The 17,813-nt window shown below is 71.9% G+C and carries 14 protein-coding genes; 2 read left to right on the top strand and 12 right to left on the bottom strand.

Annotation, left to right across the window (positions count from 1 at the left end; genetic code table 11):
• Nucleotides 1–103 precede the first annotated feature (103 nt).
• Nucleotides 104–1,921 carry a glutamine--fructose-6-phosphate transaminase (isomerizing) gene (gene glmS, locus ACIGW2_RS23680; protein WP_356070724.1) on the bottom strand — a complete coding sequence of 606 codons (1,818 nt, stop codon included), beginning with the start codon at nt 1,919–1,921 and terminating at the stop codon, nt 104–106.
• 38 nt (nt 1,922–1,959) lie between these two features.
• Nucleotides 1,960–2,235 carry a hypothetical protein gene (locus tag ACIGW2_RS23685; RefSeq protein ID WP_265862652.1) on the bottom strand — a complete coding sequence of 92 codons (276 nt, stop codon included), beginning with the start codon at nt 2,233–2,235 and terminating at the stop codon, nt 1,960–1,962.
• Between the two features lie 228 nt (nt 2,236–2,463).
• On the opposite strand from ACIGW2_RS23685, the gene ACIGW2_RS23690 reads away from it, so the two are divergent.
• Complete coding sequence (locus tag ACIGW2_RS23690) at nt 2,464–4,062, top strand: beta-N-acetylhexosaminidase (RefSeq protein WP_399845597.1); 1,599 nt, start codon at nt 2,464–2,466, stop codon at nt 4,060–4,062.
• 69 nt (nt 4,063–4,131) lie between these two features.
• On the opposite strand, the gene ACIGW2_RS23695 is transcribed toward ACIGW2_RS23690, so the two are convergent.
• The 10 genes from ACIGW2_RS23695 to ACIGW2_RS23740 form a co-directional block, all read right to left on the bottom strand.
• Complete coding sequence (locus tag ACIGW2_RS23695; RefSeq protein WP_399845600.1) at nt 4,132–5,916, bottom strand: IucA/IucC family protein; 1,785 nt, start codon at nt 5,914–5,916, stop codon at nt 4,132–4,134.
• Nucleotides 5,913–6,452 carry a GNAT family N-acetyltransferase gene (locus tag ACIGW2_RS23700; protein ID WP_361583295.1) on the bottom strand — a complete coding sequence of 180 codons (540 nt, stop codon included), beginning with the start codon at nt 6,450–6,452 and terminating at the stop codon, nt 5,913–5,915. The genes ACIGW2_RS23695 and ACIGW2_RS23700 overlap by 4 nt, the downstream gene beginning before the upstream one ends.
• Nucleotides 6,449–7,741, bottom strand: a complete 1,293-nt coding sequence (locus tag ACIGW2_RS23705; protein WP_391655644.1) for a lysine N(6)-hydroxylase/L-ornithine N(5)-oxygenase family protein — start codon at nt 7,739–7,741, stop codon at nt 6,449–6,451. Before ACIGW2_RS23705 ends, ACIGW2_RS23700 begins: the two co-directional genes overlap by 4 nt.
• Nucleotides 7,728–9,167, bottom strand: coding sequence for a pyridoxal phosphate-dependent decarboxylase family protein (locus ACIGW2_RS23710; protein ID WP_399845605.1), 1,440 nt, complete (start codon nt 9,165–9,167; stop codon nt 7,728–7,730). The genes ACIGW2_RS23705 and ACIGW2_RS23710 overlap by 14 nt, the downstream gene beginning before the upstream one ends.
• Before the next feature lie 123 nt (nt 9,168–9,290).
• Nucleotides 9,291–10,187: a siderophore-interacting protein gene (locus ACIGW2_RS23715; protein ID WP_391655642.1), complete on the bottom strand. Its 897-nt coding sequence runs from the start codon at nt 10,185–10,187 to the stop codon at nt 9,291–9,293.
• A 2-nt stretch (nt 10,188–10,189) separates the two neighbouring features.
• On the bottom strand, nt 10,190–11,239 hold the full coding sequence (locus ACIGW2_RS23720; protein WP_399845609.1) for an ABC transporter substrate-binding protein: 1,050 nt from the start codon (nt 11,237–11,239) through the stop codon (nt 10,190–10,192).
• A 189-nt stretch (nt 11,240–11,428) separates the two neighbouring features.
• Nucleotides 11,429–12,589: an acyl-CoA dehydrogenase family protein gene (locus tag ACIGW2_RS23725; protein ID WP_391655640.1), complete on the bottom strand. Its 1,161-nt coding sequence runs from the start codon at nt 12,587–12,589 to the stop codon at nt 11,429–11,431.
• A gap of 2 nt (nt 12,590–12,591) precedes the next feature.
• Nucleotides 12,592–13,536 (bottom strand): hydroxymethylglutaryl-CoA lyase, encoded by a 945-nt coding sequence (locus ACIGW2_RS23730; RefSeq protein ID WP_391655639.1) that lies wholly within the window; start codon nt 13,534–13,536, stop codon nt 12,592–12,594.
• A complete protein-coding gene (locus ACIGW2_RS23735; protein WP_391655638.1) occupies nt 13,533–15,461 on the bottom strand; it encodes an acetyl/propionyl/methylcrotonyl-CoA carboxylase subunit alpha in 1,929 nt (642 codons plus the stop codon). The genes ACIGW2_RS23730 and ACIGW2_RS23735 overlap by 4 nt, the downstream gene beginning before the upstream one ends.
• 14 nt (nt 15,462–15,475) lie before the next feature.
• Nucleotides 15,476–17,083: a carboxyl transferase domain-containing protein gene (locus tag ACIGW2_RS23740; protein WP_399845614.1), complete on the bottom strand. Its 1,608-nt coding sequence runs from the start codon at nt 17,081–17,083 to the stop codon at nt 15,476–15,478.
• Nucleotides 17,084–17,201: 118 nt separating this feature from the next.
• Here ACIGW2_RS23740 and ACIGW2_RS23745 point away from each other — a divergent pair, with 118 nt between their 5' ends.
• Nucleotides 17,202–17,804, top strand: coding sequence for a TetR/AcrR family transcriptional regulator (locus tag ACIGW2_RS23745; RefSeq protein ID WP_361583318.1), 603 nt, complete (start codon nt 17,202–17,204; stop codon nt 17,802–17,804).
• Nucleotides 17,805–17,813: the final 9 nt, after the last annotated feature.

The following is a 17,813-nucleotide window of genomic DNA, read 5'->3' on the forward strand; positions in this document are numbered from 1 at the left end:
CTCGTCCACCTGGGATGGACGAGGGCCGCTCTCGTGTCCGGTCGACCGCCGGGGGACAGGCCCGGCGGGCGGGGCCCCGGGGGACAGGCCCGGGGTACCGCTGCTACTCGACCGTGACGGACTTGGCCAGGTTGCGCGGCTTGTCGATGTCGCGGCCCATGGCGAGCGCCGTGTGGTAGGCGAAGAGCTGGAGCGGGATGCCCATCAGGATGGGGTCGAGCTCGTCCTCGTTCTTCGGCACGACGATGGTGTGGTCGGCCTTCTCCTGCGGCTGGTGCGCGACCGCGAGGATGCGGCCGCTGCGGGCCTTGATCTCCTCCAGGGCGGCGCGGTTCTTCTCCAGCAGGTCGTCGTCGGGGACGATGGCGACCGTCGGCAGGGCCGGCTCGATGAGGGCGAGCGGGCCGTGCTTCAGCTCGGAGGCCGGGTAGGCCTCGGCGTGGATGTAGGAGATCTCCTTCAGCTTGAGGGAGGCCTCCAGGGCGACGGGGTAGCCCCGGACGCGGCCGATGAACATCATCGACTGGGCGCCCGCGTACTCCTTGGCCAGCTTCGCGATCTCGTCCTCGGACTTGAGGATCTCCTCGATCTGGCCGGGCAGCTTGCGCAGGCCCTCGATGATCCGCTTGCCGTCGGTGACGGACAGGTCGCGGATGCGGCCGAGGTGCAGGGCGAGCAGCGCGAAGGCGACCACCGTGTTGGTGAAGCACTTGGTGGAGACGACGCAGACCTCGGGGCCGGCGTGCACGTAGACGCCGCCGTCCGCCTCGCGGGCGATCGCGGAGCCGACCACGTTGACGACGCCGAGGACGCGGGCGCCCTTGCGCTTGAGCTCCTGGACGGCGGCGAGCACGTCGTAGGTCTCGCCGGACTGGGAGACGGCGATGTAGAGGGTGTCGGGGTCGACGACCGGGTTGCGGTAGCGGAACTCGGAGGCCGGCTCGGCGTCGGCGGGGATGCGGGCCATGGACTCGATGAGCCCGGCGCCGATCAGGCCGGCGTGGTACGAGGTGCCGCAGCCGAGGATCTTGATCCGGCGGATGGTGCGGGCCTCGCGCGGGTCGAGGTTCAGGCCGCCGAGGTGCACGGTGGAGAAGCGCTCGTCGATCCGGCCGCGCAGCACGCGGTCGACCGCGTCGGGCTGCTCGGAGATCTCCTTGTGCATGAAGGTGTCGTGGCCGCCCATGTCGTAGGAGGCGGCCTCCCACTCGACGGTCTCGGGGGTGGCCGTGGTGGTGGCGCCCGAGGTGGTGTAGGTGCGGAAGTCGTCGGCCTTGAGGGTGGCCATCTCGCCGTCGTCGAGGGTGACGACCTGGCGGGTGTGGGCGATGAGGGCGGCCACGTCGGAGGCGACGAGCATCTCCTTCTCGCCGATGCCGAGGATGACCGGGGAGCCGTTGCGGGCCACCACGATGCGGTCGTTGAAGTCGGCGTGCATCACGGCGATGCCGTAGGTGCCCTCGATGACCTTCAGGGCCTCGCGGACGCGCTCCTCCAGGGTGTCGGCCTGGGAGCGGGCGATGAGGTGGGTGATGACCTCGGTGTCCGTCTCGGAGGCGAAGACGACGCCGTCGGCCTCCAGCTTGGCGCGGAGCTCGGCGGCGTTGTCGACGATGCCGTTGTGGACGACCGCGACCTTGTTCTCGGGGTCGAGGTGCGGGTGCGAGTTGATGTCGCTCGGGGCGCCGTGCGTGGCCCAGCGGGTGTGGGCGATGCCGGTGGTGCCGGTGAAGCGCTTGGGGACCCGGGCCTCCAGGTCGCGGACCCGGCCCTTGGCCTTGACCATCTTCAGGCCGGAGGCCTTCGGGCTGGTCACGACCATGCCGGCCGAGTCGTAACCCCGGTACTCCAGGCGGGCCAGGCCCTCCAGGAGCAGCGGGGCGGCGTCGCGCTTACCGATGTAACCGACAATTCCGCACATAAAGGTGAAACCCCTCCAGGTTTGGTGGTGTGTGCCGCTCAGCCGTAGACGATGCGGCGGAGCTGCCGCAGCGAGAGCTCCGGCGGTGCCACGGCGCGGTGCGGCAGCTCGGCCGCGATCCGCTCGAAGATCTCGGCGTTCACCGCCCCGCCGGACTGCAGTTCGCGGTGGCGGCGGCGGACGAAGTCCTCGGTCGACTCGTCGAAGTACGCCAGCACGTCGAGGATCACCCGGGCGGCCTCACCGCGCTGGAGCGAGGTGCTGCGGACCAGGTGGTCGATGAGGTCGTCGTGTGACGGACGGCGTTCGAGCACCCGTGAATACTGAGGGGTACCCGGCGGTCCTGGCAAGAATCCTGCCCGATTTCGGGCAGGCGGGGTCATGATCGGGCCGCCAGATGGGCTAATTGGTCTACACCTTGACCCCCGACGGGGGCAGACGGTACGCATGGTGACTGTTCGGACACGTCAGCCCGCAGCCACACGCCCCCAGCCGTACGCCCGGCCGCCCGCGCCGGACGCCCCGTCGAAAGGGACCCGCCGGTGACTCCGCGCAGAACGCTTCCGCTGCTCTTCTCCTCCCTGCTGCTGGCCGGTGCCGCCCTCTCCGGCTCCGGCTCCGCCGCCGAACCGGCCGCCGGGGCCGCCGTCCGCCCGCTCGGCGCCGTCGTGCCCGCGCCCGCCTCCGTGACCCCCGGCGGCGAGCCGTACACCCTCGGCCGCGGCACCGCCGTCCGGGTCGACTCGGCCGACCGCGAGTCCCGCGCCATCGGCCGCTACCTCGCCGGGCTGCTCCGGCCCGCCACCGGCTATCCGCTGCCCGTCGTCGACGACGACGCGGCCCGCGGCGGCATCCTGCTCCGTCTCGACCCGCGCGCCACCGGCCTCGGCGACGAGGGGTACGAGCTGCGCTCCGGCCCGGGCGGGATCACCCTCACCGCGCACGCGCCCGCCGGGCTGTTCCGCGGCGTGCAGACCCTGCGCCAGCAGCTGCCCGCCGCCGTCGAGCGGCGCACCGTGCAGTCCGGGCCCTGGCGGATCGCCGGCGGCACCGTCACCGACACCCCGCGCTTCGCCTACCGCGGCGCGATGCTCGACGTCTCCCGGCACTTCTTCACCGTCGACCAGGTCAAGCGCTACATCGACCAGCTCGCCCTCTACAAGATCAACAAGCTGCACCTGCACCTCAGCGACGACCAGGGCTGGCGCATCGCCGTCGACTCCTGGCCCCGGCTCGCCGCCCACGGCGGCTCCACCCAGGTCGGCGGCGGCCCCGGCGGCTTCTACAGCAAGGACGACTACCGCGAGATCGTCCGCTACGCCGCCTCCCGCTACCAGGAGGTCGTGCCCGAGATCGACATGCCCGGCCACACCAACGCGGCCCTCGCCTCCTACGCCGAGCTCAACTGCGACGGCGTCGCCCGTCCCCTCTACACGGGCACCGAGGTCGGCTTCAGCTCGCTGTGCGTGCCGAAGGAGGTGACGTACGACTTCGTGGACGACGTGGTGCGCGAGCTGGCCGCCCTCACCCCCGGCCGCTACCTCCACATCGGCGGCGACGAGGCGCACTCCACCAGCCACGCCGACTACGCGGCCTTCATGGACCGGGTGCAGCCGGTCGTCGCGAAGTACGGCAAGACCGTCATCGGCTGGCACCAGCTGACGGGCGCCCGCCCCGCGCCCGGCGCGCTCGCCCAGTACTGGGGGCTCGACCGCACCTCCGCGGCCGAGAAGGAGCGGGTCGCGGCGGCCGGCCGGGCCGGCACCGGCATCGTCCTGTCGCCCGCCGACCGGGCCTACCTCGACATGAAGTACACGAAGGACACCCCGCTCGGCCTCTCCTGGGCCGGCTACGTCGAGGTCCGCCGCTCCTACGACTGGGACCCGGCCACCCTCCTGCCGGGCCTGCCCGAGACGGCGATCGCGGGCGTCGAGGCCCCGCTGTGGACGGAGACCCTCTCCGAGAGCGCCCACCTCGACCGGATGGCCTTCCCGCGCCTGCCGGGCATCGCCGAACTCGGCTGGTCCCCGGCCGCCACGCACGACTGGGAGTCCTACCGGCTCCGCCTCGCCGCGCAGGGACCGCGGCTGAGCGCCCTGGGCGTGGACTTCCACCGCTCGCCGCAGGTGCCCTGGGAGTAGTCCGGGAAGGGGACGGGCCCCGGCGGAGGACCGTAACTCCGCCGGGGCCCGGGCCGGGGCCGGCCGCCGTCAGGCGAACCGGGCGATCGGGTTGACCAGGTCGCCGACCAGCTGCAGCGCGCCGGACGGGTCCGCGAGGTCGACCATCTGCCTGTTGTCGCGCAGCTGGAGCCGGTTGAGCGCGGACAGCGCGAAGGTCTCCGCGAACAGGTCGTAGCGCGCGAAACGTTCCGCCAGCTCCGGGCGGGCGCCCTGGTAGTCCTTCACGCACTCCGCGACCGTGCGCCAGAACGCGTCCTCCGGGAGCACGCCCTCGGCCGCCAGCGTGGCGCCGAGGAAGCGGAAGAAGCAGTCGAAGACGTCCGTGAACACCGACAGCAGCTTCATGTCCTCGGGCACCTCGGCCCGGATCCGCTCCACGGCCGGCGGGAGCACCGCGTCCGGGTCCATGACGCAGATCTCCTCGGCGATGTCCTTGAACACCGCCCGCGCCACCGCGCCCCGCTCGTCGAGGACCAGGATCACGTTCTCGCCGTGCGGCATGTAGACCAGGTCGTACGCGTAGAAGGAGTGCAGGACCGGGACCAGGTAGGCGTCCAGGTAGCCGCGCAGCCAGGCCGCCGGAGCCAGGCCCGACTCCTTGATCAGGGCACCCGCGAAGGACGCGCCGGTGTGGTCCACGTGCAGCAGCGAGGCCATGGTGGCGAGCCGCTCGCCCTCGGCGAGGGACGGCACCGGGGACTCGCGCCAGAGCGCGGCCAGCATCTTGCGGTAGGGCGAGTGGCGGTCGGTGGCCGCCTCGTACTCCAGGTGCCGGTAGCCGACCGCCGCCCGCTCGCGGATGATCGAGAAGCGGGCCGCCCGGAGGGTGTCGTCGGCAGCGACCAGACCGGCCAGCCAGTCGTTGATGGCGGGCGTGGCCTCCATGTAGGCCGCCGAGAGGCCCCGCATGAAGCCCATGTTGAGCACGGACAGGGCCGTCTTCACGTAGTGCTTCGCCGGGTCGGTGGTGTTGAAGAAGGTACGGATCGACTGCTGCGCCAGATAGGCGTCGGCGCCCTCGCCCAGGTACACCAGGCGCTCCTGGGCCACCTCGGCGGCGAAGGTGACCGCCATCTTGTTCCACCACTGCCAGGGGTGCACCGGCACGAGCAGGTAGTCGGCGAGGTCCAGGCCCCGCTCGGCGAGGGTCGCGGCGAAGCCGTCCACGGTCGCGTCGCCCAGCTCGGCGCGGACGAAGGACTCGTAGTCGAGGCCGGCCCCGGTGGTGAAGGTGGCGCGGTCGCGGTGCGCGGCCAGCCACACCAGGTGCACCGGGTTCGCGGTCTCGGGCGCGTAGGCCCGGTACTCGTCGACGCCGAAGCCGAGCCGCCCGTTGTTGGCGACGAAGCAGGGGTGGCCCTCGGTCATCCCGGTCTCGATCGCCTGGAAGCCGGCCCGGGCCAGCTCGGCGGAGGTCACGCGCGGCTTGGTGGCCTTGTACGCGGTGCCGGCCAGGGTGGAGGAGATCTCCTCCAGGTACACCGGCAGGATCTCGTCGCTCAGGCCCAGCGCGCCGCGCAGCTCGATGACGAAGCGCAGGGCGTCCAGCGGGAGTTCCTCGCTGCCCCGGTGCCGGGTGATGGACCCGGGGTGGACCTGCCAGTGGTCCAGGGCGTAGCGGTCGGCGGCGAAGCGGTACTCGGTGCGTCCGTCGTCGCTGAGCACCGCGTAGCGCCCGTCGGCGAGCTCGCGCGGGTCGAGCAGGCGCTCGTGGACGAACTCGGCGAGGGCCTTGCGGATCAGGGCGCGGTTGGCGTCGGCCCAGCGCTCGGGGGTGAGGTGGGCGACGGGGCTGTCGGCGAGGGGGTTCATGCGGAGGCTCCGACGGCGGTCTCGAACTGGGCGCGGGTGCAGAAGCTGAGCAGGGCGGTCTTCTCGGGCTTGCGGATCTCCCGCTCGGGCACGAAGCCCACGGCGGCGTTGAGCGCGTGCACGGCCGTGTTGCGCACGTCCGGCTCGACGACCACGCGGGCGGTCGCCGGGTCGGCGAACAGCTCGCGCATCACGGCGGTGATCACGGTGCGGGTGAAGCCGTGCACGGGGGTGTCGGTCGGGGCGACCAGGAAGTGCATGCCGACGTCGCCGGGCTCGGGCTCGTAGAGCCCGACCAGCTCGGCCTTCGCCGGGTCGTAGCGCTCCATGAGGAAGGCGGGCACGCCGTCCACGCTGCCGACGAAGGCGTCGTGGTGCGGGTTCGCGGCGATCGCCATGTACTCGCGCTCGACGTCCTGGAGCCGGAAGCCCTGCATCATCCAGAACGCGGCCTTGGGGTGGGTGACCCAGGGGTGGATCAGCTCGGCGTCCCGGAGCGGGTCGAGCGGGCGGATGCCGATGTCGTGCGCGGTCATACGGCGAACTCCTGGAAGGCGATGGTCTTCTCGACGGGGTAGTACTCGGCGCCGAGCATCGCGGCGATGATGCAGGCGTTCCGGTAGGGGCCCATGCCCAGGTCGGGCGAGGTGATCGAGTGGGTGTGCACGCCGGCGTTCTGGAGGTAGACGGCGCGGCCGGTGGTGTCGATCGCGTAGTCGCGGGCGACGTCGAAGCGGCCCTGGGAGTCCCAGCGCAGCCGGTCGCGGACCGGCTCCAGGAAGGCGGGGACGGTGTACTTGTAGCCGGTGGCGAGGACGAGCCCCTCGGTCTCCAGGGTGAAGTCCTTCTCCTGCTCCTCCTGCCGGAATCCGAGCGTGTAGCTGCCGGTGGCCTCGTCGTACGCGGCGGTGCGCAGCGCGGAGTTGGTGAGCAGCCGGGTGGGGACGGGGCCGGCCAGGTTCTTCTGGTAGAGCAGGTCGAAGATGGCGTCGATCAGTTCACCGTCGATGCCCTTGAACAGGCCCTTCTGCTCGGTCTCCAGGCGGTAGCGGGTCCGCTCGGGCAGCGCGTGGAAGTAGTCCACGTACTCGGGGGAGGTCATCTCCAGGGTGAGCTTGGTGTACTCCAGCGGGAAGAAGCGCGGGGAGCGGGTCACCCAGTTCAGGCGGTAGCCGTGGACGTCGATCTCGCTCAGCAGGTCGTAGTAGATCTCCGCGGCGCTCTGGCCGCTGCCGACCAGAGTGATCGACTTCTTCTTCTGGAGCGCGGCCTTGTGGGGGAGGTAGCGCGAGTTGTGCAGGACGTCGCCGCCGAGGCCCTCGCAGGACTCGGGGACGTACGGCGGGGTGCCGGTGCCGAGGACGATCCGGCGGGTACGGAACGTCTCCCCGGCGGCGGTGGCCACCACGTACTCCTCGGCGCCCTCGTCGTACGAGACGGCGGTGACGGTGGTGGAGAAGCGGATCGAGGAGAGCTTCCCGGCGGCCCAGCGGCAGTAGTCGTTGTACTCGGTCCGCAGCGGGTAGAAGTTCTCGCGGATGTAGAAGGAGTAGAGCCGCCCCTTCTCCTTCAGGTAGTTGAGGAAGGAGTACGGGGAGGTCGGGTCGGCGAGGGTGACGAGGTCCGACATGAACGGCGTCTGCAGGTGGGCGCCCTCCAGGAACATCCCGGAGTGCCACTCGAAGTCGGGCTTGGACTCCAGGAAGAGGCCGTTCAGTTCGGCGATCGGCTCGGTCAGGCAGGCCAGGCCGAGGTTGAACGGGCCGAGACCGATGCCGATGAAGTCGAGGGTGCCGTGCGTCGTGGACGTCTCAGGCGTGGACAAGGTTCTCTCCCAGGTACTGCTCGGCGTGGCCGGCTATCAGATCGAGGACGGCGGCGATGTCGGCCACGGTCGTCTCGGGGTTGAGCAAGGTGAACTTCAGGTACTGCCGGCCGTCGGCCTTGGTGCCGGCCACGATCGCCTCGCCTGAGGCCATCAGGGCCTTGCGGGCGTGCAGGTTGGCGCGGTCGACGTCCTCGGCCGAGGCGGCGTGCTCGGGGACGTAGCGATAGACCAGGGTGGACAGCTGCGGCTCGACGACCACGTCGTAGCGCGGGTCGGCGGCGAGCAGTTCGTAGCCCTGCCGGGCCAGCGCGCAGACCTCGTCGAAGAGGCCGCCGATGCCGTCGGCGCCCATCACGCGCAGGGTCAGCCACAGCTTGAGGGCGTCGAAGCGGCGGGTGGTCTGCAGGGACTTGTCGACCTGGTTGGGGATCTTCTCGGCGAGCGTGCGGCGCGGGTTGAGGTACTCGGCGTGGTACGTGGCGTGCCGCAGGGTGGCGCCGTCGCGGACCAGCACGGCGGAGGAACTCACCGGCTGGAAGAAGGACTTGTGGTAGTCGATGGTGACCGAGTCGGCGTGCTCGATGCCGTCGAGGAGGTGGCGGCGGGTGGGCGAGGCGAGCAGTCCGCAGCCGTAGGCGGCGTCCACGTGCAGCCAGGCGCCGTACTCGCGGGCCAGGGCGGCGATCTCCGGCAGCGGGTCGATGGAGCCGAAGTCGGTGGTGCCGGCGGTGGCGACGATCGCCATCGGGACCAGGCCCTCGGCGCGGCAGGCGGCCAGCTCGGCGGCGAGCACCACCGACTGCAGGCGCTTGGCGCCGTCGACCGGGATCGGGACGACGGCCTCGCGGCCGAGGCCGAGCAGCTGGGCCGACTTCTGGACGCTGAAGTGGCTGCACTCGGAGGTGAAGATCCTGAGCTTCGACAGGTCGCCGGTCCCGGACTCCTCGCGGGCGAGCAGCAGCGCCTGGAGGTTGGACTGGGTGCCGCCGCTGGTGAACACGCCGTCGGCGAGCGGGCCGAGGCCGATCCGGGTGGCGGTCCAGTCGATCAGCCTGCGCTCGATGAGGGTGCCGCCGGCGCTCTGGTCCCAGGTGTCGAGCGAGGAGTTGACGGCGGAGAGCACGGCCTCGCCGAGGACGGCGGGGATGACCACCGGGCAGTTGAGGTGGGCCAGGTAGCGCGGGTGGTGGAAGTAGACCGCGTCCCGCAGGTACACCTCCTCCAGCTCGTCGAGGGCGGCGGAGGTGTCGCCGAGCGGCTTGTCGAGGTCGACGGCGTCGACGACGGGGGCCAGTTCGGCGGGGGTGACACCGGTGAACGGGCCGCGCGCCGTGGCGAGTTTCCTCGCCACCCGCTCGACTCCTTCGGTGACGGAGCGTCGGTAGAGCTCCGCCGTCGTGTCGTTGAGCAGCTGGGAGCGCATGTGGGGGCCCTTCCGGGAGGGGACTCGGTCGGCTTGAGTAAGGTTAGCCTAACCTAAGTTTATGTACGAAAAAGCCCCCCGACTCCACTGAGTCGAGGGGCTTTTCGGCGACGTGCCGGGGCGTCACGCCTCCACGGCGGCCTCCGCCTGGGCCTCGGCCTCCGCCTCGTCCGGGACCTCGCGCAGGGCGTCCTCGGACAGGCCCTGGCGCCAGTAGCCCACGAAGGTCACCTTGCGCCGGTCCAGGCCGCGTTCGCGCACGAAGTGCCGGCGCAGCGCCTTCACCGCGCCGGACTCGCCCGCGATCCACACGTACGGGTTCGTGCCCGGCAGCTCCGCCTCCGCGAGCGCCGCGACGGCCGAGGGCGCGCCCTCCTCCCGTACCAGCCAGGTGATCGTCGCGTCCGCCTGGGTCGCGAGCTCCATCCGGTCGCCGGAGTACGGCACTTCGAGGTACACGTGGGCGCGGGTCTCGGCCGGCAGCCACTCCAGGATCGCGGAGGCGGCCGGCAGGGCCGTCTCGTCGCCCCAGATCAGCACCGAGTCGGCGTCCTCCGGGAGCCGGAAGCGCACCCCGGTGTTGTCCGCCACCGCCGGACCGAGCACGACCACCCGGTCACCGGCCGCGGCGCGCTGCGCCCAGCGGCAGGCGGGGCCCCCGTCCTCATGGACGGCGAAGTCGATGTCGACCTCGGTGCGGCCGCCGGGCGCGGTGCGCTGCTCGCGCACGGTGTACGAGCGCATCACCGCCCGCTCCTCGTGCGGCATCGCCCGGTAGGCGCCCAGGATCGCGTACATGTCCGGGTCGTCCAGCGGCGGCAGCACGGGCGCGTCCTGGCCCGGGTGCGGCAGGAAGAGCGAGAGCGACTGGTCGCGCCCCCCGGCGGCGAAGCCCTTCAGGTCCTCGCCGGCGCGCTCGTCACCGGTGAAGGTGACCCGGACCAGGGACGGGCCGAGCCGCCGCGTCCGGTCGACCCGGAGGGAGAAGAACTGGAACGGGGCGGTCTCGGCGTTCGTCATGGTCAGGCCACCTTCTTGGCGTTCTCGAGGGCCTTGGCCAGGTCCTCCAGGAGCGGGGCGCACTTGGCGTAGGAGTAGACGGGCTCGGTGACGCGCGGGATGACCTGTCCGGCCTTGACGGCGGGCAGCGCGGCCCAGGTGGGCTTGGCCTTCAGCTGCTCGGGCTGGAGGGTGCCGGTGCGGTTGTCCAGCATGATGACGTCGGCCCGGTACTTGTCGACGTTCTCCCAGCTGAGGAGCTCGAACCAGCCGGTCGGGTCGAGCTTGTCCGGCACGATCAGGTTGACGCCGAGCTCCTGGAAGAAGAGCAGGTCGGTCGGGCGGACCGGGGTGGAGACGTAGAAGGTGTCCGGGGCGCCGGAGCCGATCAGGACCTTGATGTCCTTCTTGGCCTTGGCGGCCTTGCGGACCCGCTCGGCGGCCGCCTCGAAGCGTGCCTTGTCGGCCTTGACCTGCGCGGACTGCACGTCGGCGCCGAGCGAGGCGGCGAGGTCGGCGTGGCGCTGGAGGACGGAGGGCATGGACTTCCCGGCGGCCCACAGGGCGACGCTCGGGGCGATCTTCAGGATCTTGGCCTTCTGCTCCTCCGGCACGTACCAGAGGGCGTCCTTCTCCCACATGTCCGTGATGAGGACCTCGGGCTGGAGCTTGAGGTACTCCTCGATCCTGAACTCGCCCCAGACGTTGCCGATGACCTTCACCTTGTCGATGTCGAGGTCGCCGGCCTGGACGTCGGGCTTGCGCGTCTTGGTCTTGGGGTCCTCGACGTAGGTCGGGCCGAAAACGCCCTTGACCTCGATGCCGAAGTCCTTGAGGGCGGCGGCCATGCCGGTGAAGGCGACGATGTTCTTCGGCACGGACGCCGTCTTCACCGTCGTGCCGCGGTCGTCCTTGAACTCCCAGGCGCCGGACTTCCCCGCGGCCGAGGGCGTGGCGCCCCCGTCCTTCTTGTCACCGCCGCAGGCGACGAGCGCGGCGCCGAGCCCGAGGGCGCCGCCCGCGGCGAGGAGGCCGCGACGGGTGAGGGAAGTGGCTCGGGCGGTGCTGGGCATGGCGAATCGCTTTCGGTACGTGCCGGGGGTCGGCGTCCGGGCAGATCGAGGTAGGTAAGGCTTACCTCACGACGAGGAGGTTAGCCTAACCTCACTTGGATCAACAGCCCCGGGTGGCCGAAAACCATGGAGGCCCGCCGCCCCCGGATTCGGGGGCGGCGGGCCTCCGGCACGGGCCGGTGCGCGGGATCAGCCGGTGAGGCCCAACTCGCGGGCGATCAGCATTCGCTGGACCTCGCTCGTGCCCTCGCCGATCTCCAGGATCTTGGAGTCGCGCCACATGCGGGCCACCGGGTACTCGTTCATGAAGCCGTAGCCGCCGTGGATCTGGGTGGCCTCGCGGGCGTTGTCGACGGCGACCGTCGAGGAGTACAGCTTCGCGAGGGCCGCCTCCTTCTTGAAGGGCTCGCCGAGGACGAGGCGGGAGGCCGCGTCGCGCCAGCCGATGCGGGCCATGTGGGCGCGCATCTCCATGTCGGCGATCTTGAACTGGATGGACTGGTTGTCGGCGATCGGACGGCCGAAGGCGTGACGTTCCTTCGCGTACTTCACCGACTCGTCGACGCAGCCCTGCGCGAGGCCCGTGGCGAGCGCCGCGATCGCGACGCGGCCCTCGTCCAGGATGCGCAGGAACTGCGCGTAGCCGCGGCCCTCCTCGCCCAGCAGGTTCTCCACCGGGACGCGCACGTCGTCGAAGGAGAGCTCGCGGGTGTCGGAGGCGTTCCAGCCGACCTTGGAGTACGGGGCGGCGACCGTGAAGCCGGGGGTGCCCGAGGGGACGATGATCGAGGAGATCAGCGGGCGCCCGTCGGGCTTGCGGCCGGTCACCGCGGTCACCGTCACCAGGCCCGTGATGTCCGTGCCGGAGTTGGTGATGAAGCACTTCGAGCCGTTGATGACCCAGTGGTCGCCGTCCCGGACGGCGGTGGTCCGGGTGCCGCCCGCGTCCGAACCGGCGCCCGGCTCGGTCAGGCCGAAGGCGCCGAGCATCTCGCCGGAGCACAGCTTCGGCAGCCAGGCGCGCTTCTGCTCCTCCGTACCGAAGCGGTAGACCGGCATGGCGCCCAGCGAGACGCCCGCCTCCAGGGTGATGGCGACGGAGGAGTCGACCCGGGCCAGCTCCTCCAGGGCGATGCCGAGGGCGAGGTAGTCGCCGCCCATGCCGCCGTACTCCTCGGGGAAGGGCAGACCGAAGAGGCCCATGCGGCCCATCTCGGCGACGATCTCGTACGGGAACTCGTGGCGCTCGTAGTACTCGCCGATCTTCGGGGCGACGACGTCGTGGGCGAACGCCTCGACGGTGCGGCGGAGTTCCTCGTGCTCTTCGGAGAGCCGGTGGTCGAGGGACATGCTCAGGACTCCTTGTGGGAGAGCGCGCGGACGGTGCGGGACGGGCTCGGCCGGCCCAGGTGTTCGGCCATCCAGCCGCTCGTGGCGGTGAGGGCGGCCAGGTCGACCCCGGTCTCGATGCCGAGACCGCGGAGCATCCACACCAGGTCCTCGGTCGCGAGGTTCCCGGTGGCGGACTTGGCGTACGGGCAGCCGCCGAGGCCGCCCGCGGACGCGTCGAAGACGGTGACCCCGTGCTCCAGCGCCGCGTAGGCGTTGGCGAGGGCCTGTCCGTAGGTGTCGTGGAAGTGCACGGCGATGCGGGAGGTGGCCAGCCCGGCCTCGTTGAGCGCCGTGAGCAGCGCCTTGACGTGGCCCGGCGTGGCGACGCCGATGGTGTCGCCGAGGCTCAGCTCGTCGCAGCCCATGTCGGCGAGCGCCTTGGTGACCCGGACGACCTGCTCGACGGGGACGGCGCCCTCCCAGGGGTCGCCGAAGCACATCGACAGATAGCCGCGGACCCGCAGCCCGGCCTCGACGGCCCGGGTGACCACCGGCGCGAACATGGCCAGGGCCTCGTCCACGGTCCGGTTGAGGTTGGCCCGGGCGAAGGACTCGGTGGCGGAGGCGAACACGGCGACCTCGCGGGCGCCGAGCGCGAGCGCCCGGTCCAGGCCGCGCTCGTTCGGCACCAGCACGGGCAGCCGCACCGGCAGGTCGCGGACCCGCGGGAATAGCTCCTCGGCGTCGGCGAGCTGGGGGACCCACTTGGGGTGCACGAAGCTGGTCGCCTCGACGGTGGTCAGGCCGGCCGCGGCGAGCCGGCGGACGAACTCCGCCTTCACGTCGGTCGGGACGGCCGTCTTCTCGTTCTGCAGGCCGTCGCGCGGGCCGACCTCGTGGATCCGGACCCGGGCGGGAAGCCCCGGCGCGGGCACGGTCATGGGCAGGCTGCCGGGCAGGCTCATGCGTCCTCCTCCTCGCGGGGCGTGACCACGGCCAGGACCTGGTCCATGGCGACGGTCGTGCCGGGCGTGACGTCCAGTTCGGTGACGGTGCCGGCGTGCGGGGCGGAGATGACGTGCTCCATCTTCATCGCCTCGACCACCAGCAGGCTCTGCCCGGCCTCGACCTCGTCGCCGACCGCGACCTTCACCACGGTGACGGTGCCGGGCATCGGCGCGGCCAGCGTGTCGGCCCCGCCGTGCCGCGCGCCGGACAGCGCGGCGGCCACCGGGTCGTGGTCCATGACGTGCCAGGAGTCGCCGTCCCGGCCGAGCCAGGCCCCGGCCCGGTGGAAGCGGTGCGCCACCCCGTCCACGGTCACCGTGACGGAGGTGTCCGTGACCCGGGCACCGGCCGGCGCCTCGACCGTCACCGGTTCCAGCCCCGCCACCCGGAAGGGGAAGGCGAGCGGCCGCGGGGCGCCGCCGAGGCGCCAGCCGCTCGGCACGTCGAACGGGTCCGTCCAACCGTCCCGGGGCCGCGGGGCGAGCCCGGCGCGGCGGACGGCGGCCGCCGCCGCGTACACCTCGTCCGGCACGCCCTTCGGCACCAGCGACTCCGCCTCGCGCTCCACCAGACCGGTGTCCAGGTCGCCCGCCACCACGTCCGGGTGGGCGAGGAGCCGGCGCAGGAAGCCCGCGTTGGTCGGCACGCCCAGGGTGACCGTGTCGGCGAGGGCCGCGCGGAGCTTGCGCAGGGCCGTCGCGCGGTCCGGGCCGTGCACGATGACCTTCGACAGCATCGGGTCGTAGAGGCTGGACACCTCGGTGCCCTCGGACAGGCCCGAGTCGGTCCGCACGCCCGGGCCGGACGGCTCGCCGAGCGCGAGCACCGTGCCGCCGGACGGCAGGAAGCCGCGGGAGGGGTCCTCGGCGCAGATCCGGGCCTCGATCGCCCAGCCGTCGAGCCGGACGTCCTCCTGCCCGAAGGACAGCGGTTCGCCCGCCGCCACCCGCAGCTGCCACTCCACCAGGTCCAGGCCGGTGATCAGCTCGGTCACCGGGTGCTCGACCTGGAGGCGGGTGTTCATCTCCATGAAGTAGTACGCGGAGGGGTCGCCGCCCGGCACGATGAACTCGACCGTGCCCGCGCCGACATAGCCGCAGGACCGGGCCGCCTCCACGGCCGCCGCGCCCATCGCCGCCCGGATCTCCGGGGTGAGCAGGACGCTGGGCGCCTCCTCGATGATCTTCTGGTGGCGGCGCTGGAGCGAGCACTCGCGCTCGCCGAGGTGCACCACGTTCCCGTGGGCGTCGGCGAGGACCTGGATCTCGATGTGTCGGGGGCGGTCGATCCACCGCTCCACGAGCAGCGTGTCGTCGCCGAACGAGGCCCGGGCCTCGCGCCGCGCCGCCGCGATCTCCTCCTCCAGGACCGTCAGGTCCCGCACCAGGCGCATGCCCTTGCCGCCGCCGCCCGCGCTGGGCTTGAGCAGCACCGGAGCGCCGAGCTCGCGGGCCGCGGCCTCGATCTCCGGGTCGGCGGCGCCGGGGACGACCGGGACGCCGGCCGCCTGCACGGTCTCCTTGGCCCGGATCTTGTCGCCCATCAGCGAGATCGCGTCGGCGGGCGGGCCGATGAAGACCAGACCGGCGTCCGCGCAGGCGCGGGCGAAGGCCGCGTTCTCCGCGAGGAAGCCGTAGCCGGGGTGGACGGCCTGCGCGCCGGTGCGGGCTGCGGCGTCCAGGAGGGCGGGCACGGAGAGGTAGGACTCGGCGGCCGCGGGCGGACCGATCCGTACCGCCGTGTCGGCCTCCCGCACGTGCCGGGCGTCGGCGTCGGCGTCGCTGTACACGGCGACGGAGCGGACGCCCATCTCCCGCAGGGTGCGGATGACGCGGACGGCGATCTCGCCCCGGTTGGCGACGAGAACGGTGTCGAACAGCATGTTCCGAAGTCCCCTTACATCCGGAAGACGCCGAACTGGGGGTCACCCAGGGGCGCGTTGGCACAGGCGGTCAGGGCGAGACCGAGCACCTGCCGGGTCTCCAGCGGGTCGATGACCCCGTCGTCCCAGAGCCGGGCGGTCGCGTAGTAGGCGTTGCCCTGGGTCTCGTACTGGGCGCGGATCGGCTCCTTGAAGGCGGCCTCCTCCTCGGCGCTCCAGGCGTCGCCGAGCTGGTCGCGCTTGACCGTGGCGAGCACGGACGCGGCCTGCTCGCCGCCCATGACGGAGATCTTGGCGTTGGGCCACATCCACAGGAAGCGGGGGGAGTAGGCCCGGCCGCACATCGAGTAGTTGCCCGCGCCGTACGAACCGCCGATGACCACCGTCAGCTTGGGCACGCGCGTGGTGGCCACGGCCGTGACCATCTTGGCGCCGTGCTTGGCGATGCCGCCGTGCTCGTAGGCCTTGCCGACCATGAAGCCGGTGATGTTCTGCAGGAAGACCAGCGGGATGCCGCGCTGGTCGCACAGCTCGATGAAGTGCGCGCCCTTCTGGGCGGACTCGGCGAACAGGATGCCGTTGTTGGCGACGATGCCGACCGGGTGCCCGTGGATCCGGGCGAAGCCGGTGACCAGGGTCTGCCCGTACTCGGACTTGAACTCCTGGAAGCGCGAGCCGTCCACCACCCGGGCGATGACCTCGCGCACGTCGTACGGGGTGCGGGAGTCGACCGGCACCGCGCCGTACAGCCCGTACGGGTCGACCTTCGGCTCCTCGGCGGGCTCGACCGACCAGGGCAGCGGGCCGCGCTCGGGCAGGGTGGCGACGATGTTGCGGACGATGCGCAGGGCGTGGGCGTCGTCCTCGGCGAGGTGGTCGGTGACGCCGGAGATCCGGGAGTGCACCTCGCCGCCGCCCAGCTCCTCGGCCGTGACGACCTCGCCGGTCGCGGCCTTCACCAGCGGCGGGCCGCCGAGGAAGATCGTGCCCTGGTTCCGGACGATCACGGCCTCGTCGCTCATCGCCGGGACGTAGGCGCCGCCGGCGGTGCAGGAGCCCATGACGGCCGCGATCTGGGGGATGCCGGCGCCGGACATCCGGGCCTGGTTGAAGAAGATCCGGCCGAAGTGCTCGCGGTCCGGGAAGACCTCGTCCTGCATCGGCAGGAAGGCGCCGCCGGAGTCCACCAGGTAGAGGCAGGGCAGCCGGTTCTCCAGCGCCACCTCCTGGGCGCGCAGGTGCTTCTTGACCGTCATCGGGTAGTACGTGCCGCCCTTGACGGTCGCGTCGTTGGCGACGATCACGCACTCGCGGCCCGAGACCCGGCCGATGCCGGCGATGACGCCGGCCGCGGGGGCCTGGTCGCCGTACATCCCGTTCGCCGCGAGCGGGGCCAGCTCCAGGAAGGGCGAGCCCGGGTCCAGGAGGCTGTCCACGCGGTCGCGCGGCAGCAGCTTGCCGCGTGCGGTGTGCCGGGCCCGGGCCTTCTCGCCGCCGCCGAGCGCCGCCTCGGCGAGCTTGCCGCGCAGGGTCGCGGCCAGCTCGTGGTGGGCCGCCTCGTTGGCCTGCCAGGCCGGCGAGGCGGGATCCGCCGCACTCGTCAGCACAGGTGCCTGCTGCATCCGTCGAGCTCCCTTGCTCGGTCGAATCCACTTCGGTTCCGTCGGTCGCCCTGTTAATGAGCGTTAACGTCTCCCTTCAGGTTAACGACCGCTAACGGGGTTGTCTAGAATCGAATCCATGACCACCACCCCGACCCCGGCCGGCCGGACCGACGCCCCGACGCGACGCGAGCAGATCCTCAAGGAGGCCGCCCGTCTCTTCGCCGAGCGCGGCTTCCACGGGGTGGGCGTGGACGAGATCGGCGCCGCCGTCGGCATCAGCGGGCCCGGGCTCTACCGCCACTTCCCCGGCAAGGACGCGATGCTCGCCGAGCTGCTCGTCGGCATCAGCGAGCGGCTGCTCGACGGCGGCCGGCTGAGGGTCGCCGAGTCCGACGGCGACCCGCGCGCCGTGCTCCGCTCGCTCATCGACGGGCACATCGACTTCGCCCTCGACGACCGCCCGCTGATCACCCTCCACGACCGCGAGCTGGACCGGCTCAAGGACGAGGACCGCAAGCGGGTCCGCCAGCTCCAGCGGCAGTACGTGGAACTGTGGGTGACGGTGGTGCGCGAGCTGTACCCGGCGGCGGGGGAGTACGAGGCCAGGGCCGCCGTGCACGCGGTCTTCGGCCTGCTCAACTCCACCCCGCACCTCGGCGCCCCGCTGGGCCGCGGCGCCATGGAGGACCTGCTGCGCAGCCTCGCGCACGGCGCCTTCGGCGCGCTGGGCGTGCAGTAGCGGCGGACC

Source organism: Streptomyces sp. NPDC053541 (genome assembly GCF_044544705.1).
GTDB lineage: Bacteria > Actinomycetota > Actinomycetes > Streptomycetales > Streptomycetaceae > Streptomyces.

Excerpts from the sequence above, each read along its gene's own strand:
- ACIGW2_RS23725 (WP_391655640.1), bottom strand. The coding sequence starts at position 12,589 with ATGTCCCTCGACCACCGGCTCTCCGAAGAGCACGAGGAACTCCGCCGC.
- ACIGW2_RS23695 (WP_399845600.1), bottom strand. The coding sequence starts at position 5,916 with ATGAACCCCCTCGCCGACAGCCCCGTCGCCCACCTCACCCCCGAGCGC.
- ACIGW2_RS23700 (WP_361583295.1), bottom strand. The coding sequence starts at position 6,452 with ATGACCGCGCACGACATCGGCATCCGCCCGCTCGACCCGCTCCGGGAC.
- ACIGW2_RS23720 (WP_399845609.1), bottom strand. The coding sequence starts at position 11,239 with ATGCCCAGCACCGCCCGAGCCACTTCCCTCACCCGTCGCGGCCTCCTC.
- ACIGW2_RS23735 (WP_391655638.1), bottom strand. The coding sequence starts at position 15,461 with ATGCTGTTCGACACCGTTCTCGTCGCCAACCGGGGCGAGATCGCCGTC.
- ACIGW2_RS23740 (WP_399845614.1), bottom strand. The coding sequence starts at position 17,083 with ATGCAGCAGGCACCTGTGCTGACGAGTGCGGCGGATCCCGCCTCGCCG.
- ACIGW2_RS23730 (WP_391655639.1), bottom strand. The coding sequence starts at position 13,536 with ATGAGCCTGCCCGGCAGCCTGCCCATGACCGTGCCCGCGCCGGGGCTT.
- ACIGW2_RS23745 (WP_361583318.1), top strand. The coding sequence starts at position 17,202 with ATGACCACCACCCCGACCCCGGCCGGCCGGACCGACGCCCCGACGCGA.
- ACIGW2_RS23715 (WP_391655642.1), bottom strand. The coding sequence starts at position 10,187 with ATGACGAACGCCGAGACCGCCCCGTTCCAGTTCTTCTCCCTCCGGGTC.
- ACIGW2_RS23710 (WP_399845605.1), bottom strand. The coding sequence starts at position 9,167 with ATGCGCTCCCAGCTGCTCAACGACACGACGGCGGAGCTCTACCGACGC.
- glmS (WP_356070724.1), bottom strand. The coding sequence starts at position 1,921 with ATGTGCGGAATTGTCGGTTACATCGGTAAGCGCGACGCCGCCCCGCTG.